Source organism: Streptomyces sp. V4I8, assembly GCF_041261225.1.
In the GTDB taxonomy this organism is placed as follows: Bacteria; Actinomycetota; Actinomycetes; order Streptomycetales; family Streptomycetaceae; genus Streptomyces.
This window is the reverse complement of sequence record NZ_JBGCCN010000001.1, coordinates 2,390,326-2,404,421: the sequence shown is the minus strand read 5'-3', so window position 1 is coordinate 2,404,421 and position 14,096 is coordinate 2,390,326. Positions and strand designations below refer to the sequence as shown.

15 protein-coding genes are annotated in these 14,096 nt (G+C 72.1%); 9 read left to right on the top strand and 6 right to left on the bottom strand.

Annotated elements, in window-relative coordinates; translation table 11 throughout:
• Positions 1-321 precede the first annotated feature (321 nt).
• Both ABIE67_RS10890 and ABIE67_RS10885 read right to left on the bottom strand, forming a co-directional pair.
• Positions 322-1,101 carry an ABC transporter permease gene (locus tag ABIE67_RS10890; RefSeq protein WP_370256125.1) on the bottom strand — a complete coding sequence of 260 codons (780 nt, stop codon included), beginning with the start codon at positions 1,099-1,101 and terminating at the stop codon, positions 322-324.
• Positions 1,098-2,069, bottom strand: a complete 972-nt coding sequence (locus ABIE67_RS10885; protein ID WP_370256122.1) for an ATP-binding cassette domain-containing protein — start codon at positions 2,067-2,069, stop codon at positions 1,098-1,100. The genes ABIE67_RS10890 and ABIE67_RS10885 overlap by 4 nt, the downstream gene beginning before the upstream one ends.
• A 63-nt stretch (positions 2,070-2,132) precedes the next feature.
• Between ABIE67_RS10885 and ABIE67_RS10880 the strand changes: the two genes are divergently transcribed.
• Positions 2,133-2,849, top strand: a complete 717-nt coding sequence (locus ABIE67_RS10880; RefSeq protein WP_370256118.1) for a TetR/AcrR family transcriptional regulator C-terminal domain-containing protein — start codon at positions 2,133-2,135, stop codon at positions 2,847-2,849.
• Here ABIE67_RS10880 and ABIE67_RS10875 read toward each other — a convergent pair.
• The 3 genes from ABIE67_RS10875 to hmgA form a co-directional block, all read right to left on the bottom strand.
• The gene (locus ABIE67_RS10875; RefSeq protein WP_370268440.1) at positions 2,846-4,003 is read right to left on the bottom strand and encodes a type ISP restriction/modification enzyme; all 1,158 of its coding nucleotides are present in this window, start codon (positions 4,001-4,003) and stop codon (positions 2,846-2,848) included. The genes ABIE67_RS10880 and ABIE67_RS10875 overlap by 4 nt on opposite strands.
• Positions 4,004-4,140: 137 nt before the next feature.
• Complete coding sequence (locus ABIE67_RS10870; protein ID WP_370256116.1) at positions 4,141-4,887, bottom strand: GntR family transcriptional regulator; 747 nt, start codon at positions 4,885-4,887, stop codon at positions 4,141-4,143.
• A 27-nt stretch (positions 4,888-4,914) separates the two neighbouring features.
• On the bottom strand, positions 4,915-6,267 hold the full coding sequence (gene hmgA, locus ABIE67_RS10865) for a homogentisate 1,2-dioxygenase (protein WP_370256114.1): 1,353 nt from the start codon (positions 6,265-6,267) through the stop codon (positions 4,915-4,917).
• A gap of 161 nt (positions 6,268-6,428) precedes the next feature.
• On the opposite strand from hmgA, the gene ABIE67_RS10860 reads away from it, so the two are divergent.
• Positions 6,429-7,046, top strand: coding sequence for a hypothetical protein (locus tag ABIE67_RS10860; RefSeq protein ID WP_370256111.1), 618 nt, complete (start codon positions 6,429-6,431; stop codon positions 7,044-7,046).
• Positions 7,043-7,657 carry a TetR family transcriptional regulator gene (locus ABIE67_RS10855; protein WP_370256106.1) on the top strand — a complete coding sequence of 205 codons (615 nt, stop codon included), beginning with the start codon at positions 7,043-7,045 and terminating at the stop codon, positions 7,655-7,657. Before ABIE67_RS10860 ends, ABIE67_RS10855 begins: the two co-directional genes overlap by 4 nt.
• A gap of 113 nt (positions 7,658-7,770) precedes the next feature.
• On the opposite strand, the gene ABIE67_RS10850 is transcribed toward ABIE67_RS10855, so the two are convergent.
• A complete protein-coding gene (locus ABIE67_RS10850; protein WP_370256104.1) occupies positions 7,771-8,286 on the bottom strand; it encodes a hypothetical protein in 516 nt (171 codons plus the stop codon).
• A 28-nt stretch (positions 8,287-8,314) separates the two neighbouring features.
• On the opposite strand from ABIE67_RS10850, the gene ABIE67_RS10845 reads away from it, so the two are divergent.
• The 6 genes from ABIE67_RS10845 (at position 8,315) to ABIE67_RS10820 (ending at position 14,057) form a co-directional block, all read left to right on the top strand.
• Complete coding sequence (locus tag ABIE67_RS10845) at positions 8,315-8,485, top strand: hypothetical protein (protein ID WP_370256102.1); 171 nt, start codon at positions 8,315-8,317, stop codon at positions 8,483-8,485.
• Between the two features lie 64 nt (positions 8,486-8,549).
• Positions 8,550-9,302, top strand: a complete 753-nt coding sequence (locus tag ABIE67_RS10840) for a caspase family protein (RefSeq protein WP_370256100.1) — start codon at positions 8,550-8,552, stop codon at positions 9,300-9,302.
• Between the two features lie 74 nt (positions 9,303-9,376).
• The gene (locus ABIE67_RS10835; RefSeq protein ID WP_370256098.1) at positions 9,377-9,862 is read left to right on the top strand and encodes a hypothetical protein; all 486 of its coding nucleotides are present in this window, start codon (positions 9,377-9,379) and stop codon (positions 9,860-9,862) included.
• Complete coding sequence (locus ABIE67_RS10830) at positions 9,810-11,252, top strand: WD40 repeat domain-containing protein (protein WP_370256095.1); 1,443 nt, start codon at positions 9,810-9,812, stop codon at positions 11,250-11,252. Before ABIE67_RS10835 ends, ABIE67_RS10830 begins: the two co-directional genes overlap by 53 nt.
• On the top strand, positions 11,231-11,722 hold the full coding sequence (locus tag ABIE67_RS10825) for a hypothetical protein (RefSeq protein WP_370256093.1): 492 nt from the start codon (positions 11,231-11,233) through the stop codon (positions 11,720-11,722). The genes ABIE67_RS10830 and ABIE67_RS10825 overlap by 22 nt, the downstream gene beginning before the upstream one ends.
• 82 nt (positions 11,723-11,804) lie before the next feature.
• Positions 11,805-14,057 carry a molybdopterin-dependent oxidoreductase gene (locus ABIE67_RS10820; protein ID WP_370256092.1) on the top strand — a complete coding sequence of 751 codons (2,253 nt, stop codon included), beginning with the start codon at positions 11,805-11,807 and terminating at the stop codon, positions 14,055-14,057.
• Positions 14,058-14,096: the final 39 nt, after the last annotated feature.

Sequence of the window (14,096 nt, the reverse complement as noted above, 5' to 3'; positions counted from 1 at the left end):
AAGGCCCGCGCCCGGCAGATCACCCCGTACCGGCGCCGTACCACGCTGTCGCTGTCCGTCATCCCCACGGCAGGCAGCGGCGCCACGGCGGGCTCCCCAGGGCGCGGGCACGTTCCCCACTCCACCCACCCCGCTCATCGGCCCGCGTCCCCCGCGTAACAGGTGTGTCACGTACGGAGGTTGACGGGCGCTCGTCACACCACGCCGACTGCGAGGCGACGGCGACGAAGACCGCGACGGCGACCCGCTGGGTCGCCGTCGCGTCAGTTGTGGCTACCGGTGATCACTCGCCGCAGTCGTGACTGCCGTGACTGCCGGTGATCACTCGCCGCGCGCGTACCGGCGTACGGCCAGCGGCGCGAACACCGCGAGCAGGACCGCGCACCACGCCAGCGACCCGGCGACGGGATGGGCGACCGGCCACGCGGCACCGTCCGGCACCGGCGCGTTGCCGAAGAGGTCCCGCAGGGCCATGGTGACCGCGCTGATCGGATTCCACTCGGCGAGCGTGCGCAGCCAGCCCGGCAGGCCCTCGGTCGGAATGTACGCGTTGGACAGCAGCGGCAGGATGAAGGTCGCCCCGCCCAGCTGACCGGCGGCCTCCTCGTTCCGGGTCAGCAGCCCCAGGAATATCCCGGCCCACGCCGTCGCGAACCGGAACAGCAGCAACAGCGCCACCGCGCCCACGGCTTCGAGCGCCGACCCCTCGATCCGCCAGCCCACCGCGAGCCCGACGAGCAGGAAGGGCACGGTCCCGGCGGCGGTGACGATGAGATCCGCTGCCGCCTGCCCCAGCGGCACGGCGGCCCGGCTCACTGGCAGTGTCCGGAAGCGGTCCATCACGCCCCGGTGCGTGTCCTGGGCGGCCTGGAACATGCCGGTCATCAGCCCGTTGGCCGCGGTCGCCACCAGCAGACCGGGCACCAGGAACGACCGGTACTCCGCGCCGGGCATCGCGAGGGCGCTGCCGAAGACATAGCCGAAGAACAGCAGCATGGTGATCGGCATGGTCTGGGTCAGGATCAGCAGCCCCGGGTTGTTCCGGATCCGCAGCAGCTGACGGCCCAGCATGGCGCCGCCGTCGTACACCAGGGTGCTCATGCCGCACGCTCCTCTTCCCGGGTCTCCCGGGTCTCCTGGGCTTCCTGGGTGAGTCGTAGGAACACGTCGTCGAGCGTCGGTGGTTTCAGGCTCGCGTCCAGCAACGGCACGCCCGCCGCGTCGAGTTCGCGCACCAGCCGGGGGAGCGTGAGCGTGGCGTCCCGGGTGACCGCGACGACGGCGCGCCGCTCGTGGTCGAACGACGGCTCGGCGCCGGTGAGTTGGTCCAGTACGCCCGCCGCCTTCACCATCACGTCGGGGTCGGGGACGACGACCTCGACATGCGCACCGATGATCGACTTGAACTGGGCGGGTGAGCCCGTGTGCGCGACCCGGCCTCCGTCCACCAGGGCGATGTCGTCGGCGAGTTGGTCGGCCTCCTCCAGATACTGCGTGGTCAGCAGCACCGTCGTGCCCTCTGCCGTCAGCTCCCGTACGGAGTCCCAGATCCGGTTGCGGCTGACGGGGTCGAGGCCGGTCGTGGGCTCGTCGAGGAACAGCACCTCGGGGCGGCGGACGAGGCTCGCCGCGAGGTCGAGGCGGCGCCGCATCCCGCCCGAGTAGGTGGACGCCGGCCGGTCGGCCGCCTCGGCCAGTCCGAAGCGGTCGAGGAGCTCGCCGGCCCGCTCGGCCGGCCCGCGCACCCGGTGCAGCCGGGCGAACAGCTGGAGGTTCTGGCGGCCCGTGAGGTCGCCGTCGACCGAGGCGTACTGGCCGGTGACGCCGACGCTGCCGCGGACGGAGGCCGGGTCGCGGAGCAGGTCGTGCCCGGCGACCCGGGCCGACCCGGCGTCCGGGCGCAGCAGCGTGGTCAGCAGCCGTACGGCCGTCGTCTTGCCCGCGCCGTTGGGGCCGAGGAGGCCGCAGACGGTGCCCTGCGCGACGGCCAGATCGAGTCCGCGCAGGGCGTGGACCTCACCGAATCGCTTCTCCAGGCCTTCACTAAGTACAGCGTACGTAGAAGTCATGGTTCGACCATAGCGCACTACGTACGGTGTACGTAACTAGGATGGTGTGCGAGGTGATGACCGATGGCGGGCAAGGCGGCCGAGCCGCAAGTGATCTGGGCGCGTCCCGAGCGGACCGGGCGTGGCCCCAGGCCCGCGTTCACGCGTGCGGACATCGCGGCCGCGGCGGTGCGGATCGCCGACGCCCGCGGGCTGGATGCCGTGTCCATGCGGCATGTCGCGGCCGAGCTGGGCTGCGGGACGATGTCGCTGTACAACTACGTCCCCCGCAAGGAGGACCTCTACGAGCTGATGATCGACGCGATCGGTGCCGAGCATGACATCCGGGAGCCGTCGGGCGACTGGCGTGCCGACATGATCCGCAACGCGCAGGAGACCCGCGGGCTCATGCACCGGCACACCTGGGTGCCGCGGCTGATGTCAGGGGTGTACGGCTTCAGCCCCAACACCCTGCGCTACCTGGAGCACTGCCTGGCCTGCCTCGAACCGCTCGACGTGCCGTACAGCGTGAAGATGGAGCTGGTCGCCCTGCTCAACGGTGTCGTGACGACGTACACCGCGAACGAGATCGCCACCGCCGAGCGCACCCGTGCCATGCCCTGGTCCGAGGAGGAGGAGAACGCGGTCCGCATCGCCTACCTCGGCAGCCAGGTCGCCACCGGCAAGTATCCGCGCCTCGCCGCGGCCTTCATGGAGGACAGCGGGCCGATCGATCTGGAGGCGGTGTTCAGAAGGGCGCTCGAACGGGTCCTCGACGCCTTCGACCCCGACCGGCGTTAGATCAGCGCGAGTTGCCCCTCGGGTCCCTCCTCGTGCCCGTCCAGCACCGACGCCGGCCTGCGGGCCGCCCCCGGGACGGGCAGGACGCCGGCCTTGTGAAGGTCGGTCGCCGTGATGGAGGACGTCAACTCGGGGCCGACGGGCTGGAGTTCGGGTGGCTGGAGTTCCGCCAGCAGGGCCAGGACCGTGATCAGCTCCAGCAGCTCCGACGTCCACGCCTGCGGCCAGGTCGTCGGGCGGATCGCCGCCAGCGTGCCCGGTTCCGGCTCCGCGATGCGGGCCGTGAACCACTGCTCCAGGATCCGCACGCCACTCACCTCGAAGTCCCAGGCCTCCGGCGGCACGGGGGAGATGCGCCCCTCGTCGAGGTGGAGGGCCTCCTCCTCGCGGTCGTAGTGCAGGGTGAACGGGCGGCAGGGGAGCGGAGCGCGGACGTACGGGCGGCGGCCTCCCGGCAGCTTGGGACGGTCGCCGTGGCGGCGCATCAGCCAGAGCAGGCGGTGGCCCGACTCCACGCCGCGGGCCCAGAGGACCGGGTCCTCCGTGAGCGGGACGGTGCGGTCGGGGCGGGCGGCGGCCAGGATCCAGGCGAGGACGTCCACCGGTGCGGGGGAGTGGCCCAGCCGGGAGGTCAGGTGCGTCAGCAGGCCCGGGGCGAGGTTGGGTTCCTCGGCTCCCGGGCGGCGGTAGAGGGGGTGCACGCGGCCCGGGCGGAGCAGGGGGAGCAGTGAGGTCGCCAGCAGCGGGGCGTCGAGCGCGTCCAGGACGAAGATCTGGTGCTCGTCCGCCACCCGCCACAGCTCGGGGCGGGCCGCGTCGATCAGGCGGTGGTCGGGGATCAGCCACTGCTCGTCGAAGGGGGCGTGCAGGACGCGTACCGGCTCCGGGCAGGGGCCCGTGGCGCGGATCAGCTTCTCCGTGCCGGCGGAGCGGCCGGGCAGCTGACCGACCGTCGAGTGCAGCGTGCGGGAGCGCGTCGGCTCCAGCAGGGCCTCCCGGTCCGGGCCCTCGGCCTTCACGAAGGCGTCCCAGCGGGCTTTCAGGGACGCGGCGTCGGGGCCCGTCGGCCACCCCCGGCCGAGCCGCGGCGGTGCGACGGACCACGGCATGAGGTCCGCCAGCAGCGGAGCGTCGTCGTGCGTCACGCTGGGCATCGTACGACGTGCCAAGGACAGGCGGTCCGGGAGCGGCCCGAAGGGGCGCGGGGCTGTGCCGATATGCGGCTCCGCCGCGCGGGCGCGACCAGCCCCCACCGGCCCGCAGGTCCATCACCGCGCTTCCAGCGGAGCGCTTACGCTTCCAAGGTCACCGTGAAGGAGAAACGGTCGCCCCGGTAGTGGATGACCGCCGCGTCCAGCGCGCGCCCCTCCACGTCGTACGTCACGCCCGTGTAGTGCAGGATCGGGCTCAGCAGCGGGACTTGGAGCAGCCTTGCCGTCTCCGGGTCGGCCAGGCGGGCCTCGACCGTGTCCGTGATGCGGCTGATGTCCGCCCCGACGACGTCCCGCAGCACCTTGGTCATCGGCCAGCGGACGAGATCGTCGAGGTCGATGCGGGCGGCCAGTTCGGGGCGGACGTAGTTGCGGGCGTGGTTGGTCGGCTCGCCCGTCTTGTCGTCGCTGCGCAGGCGGTGGTACGTCGCCACCTCGTCGATGTCCGGGAAGAACTCGGCGACTTCGACGGGCACGGGTTCCTGGCCATGGTCCAGCAGCTCCGTCACCATGCCGGACTGCTGCGCCACGATCGCGTCCACCGAGCCGAGCAGCCGCACGGGCGCGCCCCGGCGGACGTCCGGCTCTATGAACGTGCCCCGTCTGCGGTGGCGCGTGATCAGGCCCTCGTCCTCCAGTTCCTTCAGCGCCTGCCGCATGGTCAGCACGCTCACGCCGTAGTGCTCCGCCAACTGCTCCTCGGTGGGCAGGCGCAGGGGGTCCTGCGGCCGGCGGCCGAGTATCGAGGCGCGCAGCGACTGCGACACCTGGTACCAGAGCGGCAGTTTGCGGTTCAGGACGATGGAGTCCGGGGCGAAGGAGGTCACGGGGCCATCCGTACCGGTCGGGGATCTCTAGGGCAAGGGGTGGAAGTGGCGCTCCAGGCCCTGCCAGACGTCGTCGTAGCGCTGTTGCAGGTGCTCGGCCCCGGCCGCCTGCGGGGTGAGCGTCACCGGCCAGCGGGTCTCGAACATGAAGGCAAGTCCGTCGTCGATCTTCTGCGGCTCCAGCTCGGCCGCGCTCGCCCGGTCGAACGTCTCCCGGTCCGGGCCGTGCGCCGACATCATGTTGTGCAGTGAGCCGCCGCCCGGCACGAACCCCTCCGCCTTCGCGTCGTAGGCGCCCTCGACGAGGCCCATGTACTCGCTCATCACGTTCCGGTGGAAGTACGGCGGCCGGAAGGTGTCCTCGCCCACCAGCCAGCGCGGCGCGAAGACCACGAAGTCGACGCCGGCCAGGCCCGGGGTGTCGGAAGGGGACGTCAGCACCGTGAAGATGGACGGATCGGGATGGTCGTAGGAGATGGTGCCGATCACATTGAAACGGCGCAGGTCATAGACGTACGGCACATGGTTGCCGTGCCAGGCGACCACGTCGAGCGGTGAGTGGTCGTAGGTCGCCGTCCAGAGGTTGCCGCAGAACTTGTTGACCACCTCCACCGGCCCCTCGACGTCCTCGTACGCGGCGACCGGCGCCTGGAAGTCGCGTGCGTTGGCGAGTCCGTTGGCGCCGATCGGGCCGAGGTCGGGGAGCTGGAAGGGTGCCCCATAGTTCTCACACACATAGCCACGGGCTGAGTCATCGAGCAGTTCCACACGGAACCGCACCCCACGCGGAACGAGCGCCACATGTGCGGGCTCCACATGCAGCAGCCCGAACTCCGTGTGCAGCAGCAGTCCGCCGCGCTCCGGCACGATCAGCAGCTCGCCGTCGGCGTCGCTGAAGACGCGGTCCATGGAGGAGTTGGCGTGATACAGGTGCACGGCCATGCCGGCGCGCTGGGTCGCGTCGCCGTTGCCGCCCAGGGTCCACAGGCCGGCGAGGAAGTCGGTGCCGGGCGCGGGCTCGGGCAGGGGGTTCCAGCGCAGCCGGTTCGGATCCGGCACGGAGTCCGTGAAGGGTGCCGTACGGATCGCGCCGTTGTCGGTGCGCGTGAAAGCCGGGTGCGCGGCCGACGGGTGGATGCGGTACAGCCACGAGCGGCGGTTGTGGGCCCTCGGCTCGGTGAACGCCGTACCGCTCAGCTGCTCCGCGTAAAGGCCCAGCGGGGCGCGCTGGGGTGAATTGCGGCCCTCGGGGAGGGCGCCGGGCACCGCCTCCGAGCTGTGCTCGTTGCCGAAACCGGAGAGGTAGGTCAGCCCTTCCGCGGCCTTCCGCGCTGCCCCACGCTCGAACACGCTCGGGCGGGAGGTGCCCCCATCGCTCATGATCGCTCCTTCGAGATCTGATTCCTATGCTTCACCGTAGGATTGCGGTTTCGCAAGCGCAAGAGATCCGCTGCACCTCCCCTGTGAGGACGACGGGAACCGGCCGAGAACCAGACTCAAGGGGGATCCGGCTGTCGGACCGGTGTTCTAATCTCCCGGGCATGTCGTGGACGCGGACCCTGCTCGCCGCGCTCGCGGTCTGTGTCCTGCTGCTGACCGGAACCGTGGGCTGCGGCTCCGGTGCTGCCCCGGACCAGGGGGAGAGCGCGGCGTCGCCCTCCCCGGTGGGCAAGGTCCTCGATGACACCGACGACGAGGGGCGGCACTACCGCGAGGTGGACGGGAACAAGGCTCCCCAGGTCGGCATAGAGGTGCAGCCGGACCCGGACGCCGACGACGGGAGCTGGGACGTACGGCTGACCGTCCGCAATTTCCGCTTCTCGCCCGACGGTGCCGGGGCGCGGGCGGTCGCGGGGCGCGGACTCGCGTACCTCTTCGTGGACGACCGCCTCGTCACCAGGCTGCGCACCCCCGAGTACCGGCTCCCGGCCGCCCTCGTCCCGCGCGGCACGCACCAGGTCACCGTGCGGCTGTACGCCGACGACGGCACGGTGTGGGCCGTCGACGACGGCCCCGTCGAGAGCACGGCCGACATCACGGCATCGGAGCCGGAGACGTCCCTGACGCCGTCGCCGTCCCCCGCGGCACTGAGTGCGCCGGGCACCCGTCTCCGTACTGGGGGTCGATGTTCCCCGGACCGAGCCGGAAAGGCATCATGAAGACCGTGCCCCACCCAGAAACGCTACGCCGGGCGCCCGTGCAGCGGCGCAGCGCCGAACGGCTCACCAGGATTCTCGACGCCTGCGCCGACCTCCTCGACGAGGTCGGCTACGACGACCTGAGCACCCGGGCCGTCGCCCAGCGCGCCGGCGTCCCCATCGGCTCCGTCTACCGGTTCTTCGGCAACAAGCGCCAGATGGCCGACGCCCTCGCCCAGCGCAACCTCGAGCGCTACACCGCCCGCGTCACCGAGCGCCTCAAGGGTGCCGGTGACGGCGGCTGGCAGGTGGCGATGGACGCCGTGCTCGACGAGTACCTCGCCATGAAGCGCACCGCGCCCGGCTTCTCCCTCGTCGACTTCGGCAACCAGATCCCCGTCGGCGCCCGGGGCGAGCCCAACACCCGCGTCGCCGACCGCCTCACCGACCTGCTCTCGGGCTACCTCGCCCGTGAACCGGACGACGACCTGCGCCGCACCTTCCTCATCGCCGTCGAAACCGCCGACACCCTGGTCCACCTCGCCTTCCGCATGGCCCCGGAGGGCGACGAGCGGATCATCGAGGAGGCGCGGGAGATGCTGCGGGCGTATCTGGCACGGGTGCTGGACTGACCTGCCTCGGTCCGCACGGCGTCCGTTCGGCCGCCCGTTGCTAAGGTGATCAGGCACTTGGGGCGCGTATGGGGGGACGCCATGGCTCGGGTGGTCTGCATCCACGGGATCGGTCAGCAGTACGCCGGGGAGCGGGAGCTGCGTACCGCCTGGCACGCCGCGCTCGCCGACGGGGTCGTCCGCGCCGGGGCCGGGTCCACGCTCGGCATGGACGACGTGCGCTGTGTGTCTTCTACGGCGATCTGTTCCGGCCGCCCGGCCGCCCTCTGGCCGTCCAGGATCCGCCTCTCGACGCCTCCGACGTGGACGACGGCTTCGAGACCGAGTTCCTGCTGTCCCTGTGGGCGGAGGCCGCCCGCACCGACGAAGCCGTCCTGCCGCCCGACGCCCGGACTCTGGCCCGTACCCCGCGGCTGGTCCAGCGTGCCCTCAACGCCCTGAGCCGTTCTCGGTTCTTCTCCGGCGTCGCCCTGCGCGGCCTGGTCCTCGCCCTCAAGCAGGTGCGCGCCTACCTGTGCGACCCTGCCGTACGGGACGCCGTGCAACAGCGCGTCGCGGCCGCCGTGACCGATCGCACCCGGGTAGTGGCCGGTGCGCGGATTGCTGACGCTGGGGTCGCCGCTCGGCATCCGCAACCTGGTATTCGAACGACTGTGCGTGGGGGAGGGTGGAAATCCCGGCGCCCGGCCCGGGGGGATCGCCACCTGGACCAACATCGCGGACGAAGGCGACGTCGTGGCCCTCGTGAAGGATCTGCGTCCCCTGTTCGGTGAGCGGGTCGACTGCCGTCTGGTCCACAACGGCAGCCGGGCCCACTACGCGACCTGATACCTCAACACTCCCCAGGCCGGCCGGGCGGTGACCGATGGATGCGGCCTGGACGGAGTCGACGGTGCGGGCGGCTGACGCCGGTGGCTCCGTGCGCCGCTTCCTGATCGCAGCTGCCGTAACCGACGTAAGGGCGCACCCCGAGGCCGAACGCCCCGAACTCGCCGACGACGTGCGCCGGATCGAAGACCTCTGTCTCGGCGAACTCGGCTACGTCCGGGGCACCCGGCTCGGCCTCGACCCGACCCGCGATCAACTCCTGCGTGCCCTGCGCGAGTTCGCCACCGACCCCGACCGCGGCCCCGAGGACTACGTGGTCCTCTACCTGGCCACGCACGGCGTCACGGCCGAGGGCAGCGGCCGGCACTACCTGCTCCTCACCGACAGCGATGCCCGCGATCTGCGCGGCACCGCCCTGCCCACCGAGGACCTCGTCGCCCAGCTCTGGGAGGACACCGCGATCGAGCGGCTGCTGGTGCTGATCGACGCCTGCTACGCGGAGGAGGGGGCCGCCACCGCCTTGGGCGCGGCGCTCGAAGCCCGTCGCTTCCGGGAACCGGTCACCGAGCACGGCAGCACCGGACTCGTCCTCATCTCCTCCTCCCGCCGCAAGGAGGAGACCTACACCGGCGCCCTGTCCGCCGCCTTCGACCGGGCCGTGCGCCGTCAGGCCACCGCCGGGAACGCGCCGGCTCACATCAGCCTCGAACACGTCATGGCGGCCATCCGCGGCGACCCCGAGGTGCCGCGCGTCCAGCGCCCCGTGTGGTCGCTCACCAACGCCACCGGCGGCATCCCTGGTTCAGCCACACCCTGACCGCACCGCCCCAACTGCCCGGCCGGGCGGCGGCCTTGTGGGCCGATCGGGAGGTGGCGGTGGTGAGAGGCAGCGTGCGCACGAGGACCCACTGCCGCCTGCTGTACCTGTGGGGGAGAACCGGCTACCGGGTGTGGTTGCTCCCGCCGAGTCCGGCCGTCGACTTCGAACCCGAGCGCCGGGTACCGGACGCGGCGCAGCAGGTGGTTCTGCTCGCCGACGCCGACGGCGAACCCACCACGGCGGTCCTGCGGTTCCGCGGCGGACACGTCCTGGTCCACCGGCTCGGAAGGTCCCGCCCCCACCCGCCCCTCACGCGTCGCCAACGCCGCTCGCTGTACACCTGGGAGATCGAGCAGTGGCAGGAGCGGAGCGGCTGGCTGACGGGCGAGCACCCGGTCGCCATCGCCCCCCAGGGGCCGGGGACCCGCGTCACCACCTGTGCCGCCCCCGCCGGGCTGCCCATGGAGTCCCTTCTGCTGGGCTACGCGGACGGGTCGCGTCGCGGTGTTCGACGTTCTCGGCGAGACACCGACGGATCAGGTGATCACGGGCCATGAAGGTTCGGTCACCCATATCGATCTGGTGGTGGGCCATCCCCAGGGCCGCCTGCTCGTCACCGCCGGGGCGGACGACACCGTCCGGCTCTCCTCCCTCGCCACGGGCGGCCCCGTCCGCGCACTCCTCACGAACGGCTTCGCCGCCGCCTCGCTCGGTGTGCGCCGGGTCGGCCGGCAGTGGATCGTCGCCGTGGTCACGACCGACGGGCAACTGCACCGCATCGATCTGGACAGCGGACGCCCGATCGGTCTTCCGCAGCGCGTCGACGCGGGCCCGTCCGTCCGGCTGGAGATCTTCGACCTGGGCCCGAACGTCTGTGTCTCCGTCCAGGGCAACGCACACGGACTCCAGTTGTACGACATGGTGACCGGGGATCGCCTCGGCGGGCAGGTCCTGCGACAGTTCGCGACCGCACTGTGCCGGGTGGGCGACACGCTCTGCGTCGGTGGCTCGGACGGGATCATCGGGATCTGGCCCACGGCCCACGCCGCGGACTCGGTCCGTGTCACGGCCCACGAGGGCCGCGTCCTCGCCCTGGGGGAGATCCGCGGCACGTCCGGCGTCTCCGCCGTCCTCAGCGTCGGTGAGGACAACCAGATCCGCTGTTGGGACCTGGTACGGCGGCACGAACTGTGGCGACGCCGGGTCCTCAGTCCCGGCCCCTGGGAGGTTCCGCTGGTCGGCTGCGCGACGATCGGACGCACGGCTGACGGCCGGGATTTCGTCGCCACGGGTGAGCACGGCGGACGGGTCAGGATCCTCGTCCTGCGCGACGGGCTCCCGGTCGCCGAGCAGGAGTTCACCGTCACCGACATCGTCACGGCCCTGGCCACCGGGCGCGTCCGGGGCCGGGACGTGCTGGTCGTCGGCACCGACTCGGGCCGGATCGTCTGCTGGGATGTCGGCGCGGGCCGCATGTTCGTGTACGGGCCGCTTCCCGAGTCGCCGCGGTGGACCACAGCCCTGGCCCTCGACCCCGACGGCTCGGGGCGGCTGGCGGTCGGCGGCTTCGACGGGACGGTGCGCGAGTGGTCGCTGCCGGCCTGCCGGCCTCTGGGCAGCCCGCCCCGCCCCGCGCACAGGGGCGGGGTGTGCGGGCTGGCGTACACCCCGACAGGGCTCGTCGGCTTCGGTGCCGATGCCCGGCTGGTCTCGTACCGCGGTGGGGCGCGCAGTCGCTGCTGTCCCTGGCGGTGTGGGACGCGGGTCTTCCCCGGTTCCTCTACCCGGACGGGGACGTTCGTGTCTGCATCCACGACATCGCCCGAGGGCCGCTCGGCGACCAGCCGTGCTCGGCCCCCGGTGACGGGGAGACCGAGGACGCCGAGCTGCACGCGGTGCGGTGCGCCGGCCGTCTGCTGGTCCTCATGCCCGTCCGGGATGACGTGATACGAGTGCTGGACACCACCAGCCGCCGCTGGGCATCCGTGTGGCTGGGTGAGGACAGCCTGTGGCATGCGCTGACCCTCGGACCGAACGGCGACGAGCTGCTGCTGATCGGCGTCCACCACACCAGAATCGTCTCGTGGGCGGCGCTGCGCGGACGCTTCACCGCCCGGGACGAAAGGCCTCCTCGCCACCGTAGGGCCGACCGCCGATGGCTGCCGCGCCGGCGCCCCGTTCCCGAGCTGCCCGTCACACACGTGTACGAGACCCCGGGGTCGGCCGAGTTCGCCGCCATGCTCCCGGGCGGCGACGCCTACGCCGTGGCGGGTCACACGACGTTGACCGTTGTCGGCACCTACGACGGCGAGGTTCACCGCAGTCTGGACCTCCCGTCCCCCTGCACCGCGCTGACCGCCGGCCCCGCCGGCGAACTGGTCGTCGGCGCCCGCAACGGCCCGATCCTCTTCGAGTGACACCGACCCCTCGCGGTCATCCGTACCGGTCGGTATGCTCGCCTGAACCGCGCCACCGCTGCCGCCACCCCCGGGAGGACCCGTGTCCCGCACCGCCCTGCGCATCTGCCCCCTGTGCGAGGCCACCTGCGGCCTGACCCTCACCATCGAGGGGACCGAGGTCACCCGTGCCCGCGGGGATCGCGACGACGTGTTCAGCAAGGGGTTCATCTGCCCCAAGGGCGCCTCCTTCGGGGCCGTCGACGGCGACCCCGACCGGCTGCGCACGCCGCTCGTGCGCAAGGACGGCGAGCTGCGGGAGGCCACCTGGGAGGAGGCCTTCGACGCGGTCGCCGCCGGGGTCCGGCCGGTCGTCGAGCGGTACGGGTCGAACTCGGTGGGCGTGGTGCTCGGCAACCCCAATGTGCACACCGTGGCCGGCGCGCTCTATCCGCCGCTCCTGCTGGCCGGTCTGCGCACCCGGAGCGTCTTCACCGCCTCCACGGTCGACCAGATGCCCAAGCATGTCTCCAGCGGACTGCTCTACGGCGACGCCCTCGCGATTCCCGTGCCCGACCTCGATCGCACGGATCATCTCCTCCTCATCGGCGCCAACCCCCTGGAGTCCAACGGCAGCCTGTGCACCGCCGCCGACTTCCCCGGCAAGCTCAAGGCGCTCAAGGCCCGCGGCGGCACCCTCACCGTCATCGACCCGCGCCGCACCCGCACCGCCAAGCTCGCCGACCGGCACATCGCGATCCGGCCCGGGACGGACGCGCTGCTCCTCGCGGCGATGGCGTACGTCCTGTTCGAGGAGGGCCTCGTGGATCCGGGTGAGCTGACCCCGCACCTCCAGGGGCTCGACGAACTCCCGGGCGCTGTAGGGGACTTCGCCCCCGAAGCCGTCGCCGACGCCTGTGACGTGGACGCCGGCACGATCCGGGTCCTCGCCCGCGAACTCGCCGCCGCCCCCACCGCCGCCGTCTACGGCCGTATCGGCAGCTGCACTGTCCCGCACGGCACCCTGGCCAGCTGGCTCGTCGACGTCCTCAACGTCCTCACCGGCAATCTCGACCGTCCCGGCGGCGCCCTCTTCCCGCAGGCGGCCACCGACAGGACGCCGCGCCCCGCCGGGCCCGGCCGCGGCTTCGCGCTCGGGCGGTGGCGCTCGCGGGTGAGCGAACACCCCGAGGCCAAGGGCGAGTTGCCGCTCTCCGCGCTCGCCGAGGAGATCGACACCGCGACCGAGGAGGGCGAGCCGATCCGGGCCGTCATCGCCGTCGCCGCCAACCCGGTCCTGTCGTCCCCGGACGGGGACCGGCTCGACAAGGCCCTCGGCTCGCTCGACTTCATGGTCAGCGTCGACCCGTACCTCAACGAGACCTCGCGCCACGCCGACGTCGTGCTGCCGCCGCCCCCGCCCTCACAGAGCCCGCACCACGACTTCGCCCTCAACACCCTCGCCGTCCGCAACCAGGTCCGCTACACCCGCCCCGCCGTCCCGCTGGAGCCCGGCCGCATGGCCGAGAGTGAGATCCTGGCCCGGCTGATCCTCGCCGCCACCGGCATGCACGGCGCCGACCCGTCCGCCGTCGACGACCTGGTCATCGGCCAGACCCTCGGCAAGGCGGTCGAGGAAGCCCACTCGCCCGTCCACGGGCGTGACCCGCACGAGCTCGCCGCGCAACTCACCGGCCTGAGCGGCCCCGAGCGGCGCCTCGACATGATGCTGCGCCTGGGCCCGTACGGTGACGGTTTCGGCGTACGACCGGACGGGCTGACCCTGGACAGGCTGCTCGCGCATCCGCACGGCATCGACCTAGGGCCGCTGGAGTCCCGGCTGCCGCAGCCGCTGAAGACCGTCAGCGGCAAGGTGGAGCTGCTGCCCCGGCCCGTCGCCGACGACCTGCCCCGCCTCAGGGCGGCCCTGCGCGAGCGCGCCGACGGGCTCGTCCTGGTCGGCCGCCGGCATCTGCGGTCCAACAACAGCTGGATGCACAACGTCCCCGCCCTCACCGGCGGGACCAACCGCTGCACCCTGCACATCCACCCGGACGACGCCGCGCGGCTCGGCGTACGCGACGGGGCGGCCGTACGGCTGAAGGGCGCCGGGGGAGAGGTGACCGCGCCCGCGGAGGTCACCGACGGAGTGCGCCCCGGCGTCGTGAGCCTGCCGCACGGCTGGGGTCATGACCGTCCCGGCACCCGCCTCAGCCACGCCGCCACCGCCCCCGGCGTCAACGTCAACCAGCTCCTCGACGGCAGCCTGCTCGACCCGCTGTCGGGCAACGCGGTGCTCAACGGGGTGCCGGTCGAAGTGGTCCCGGTGGCCGAAAAGATCACGGCTCTGACCTGAGCAAAGCTCTGACCTGGAGTTTTGCGCTTATTGCTCGCA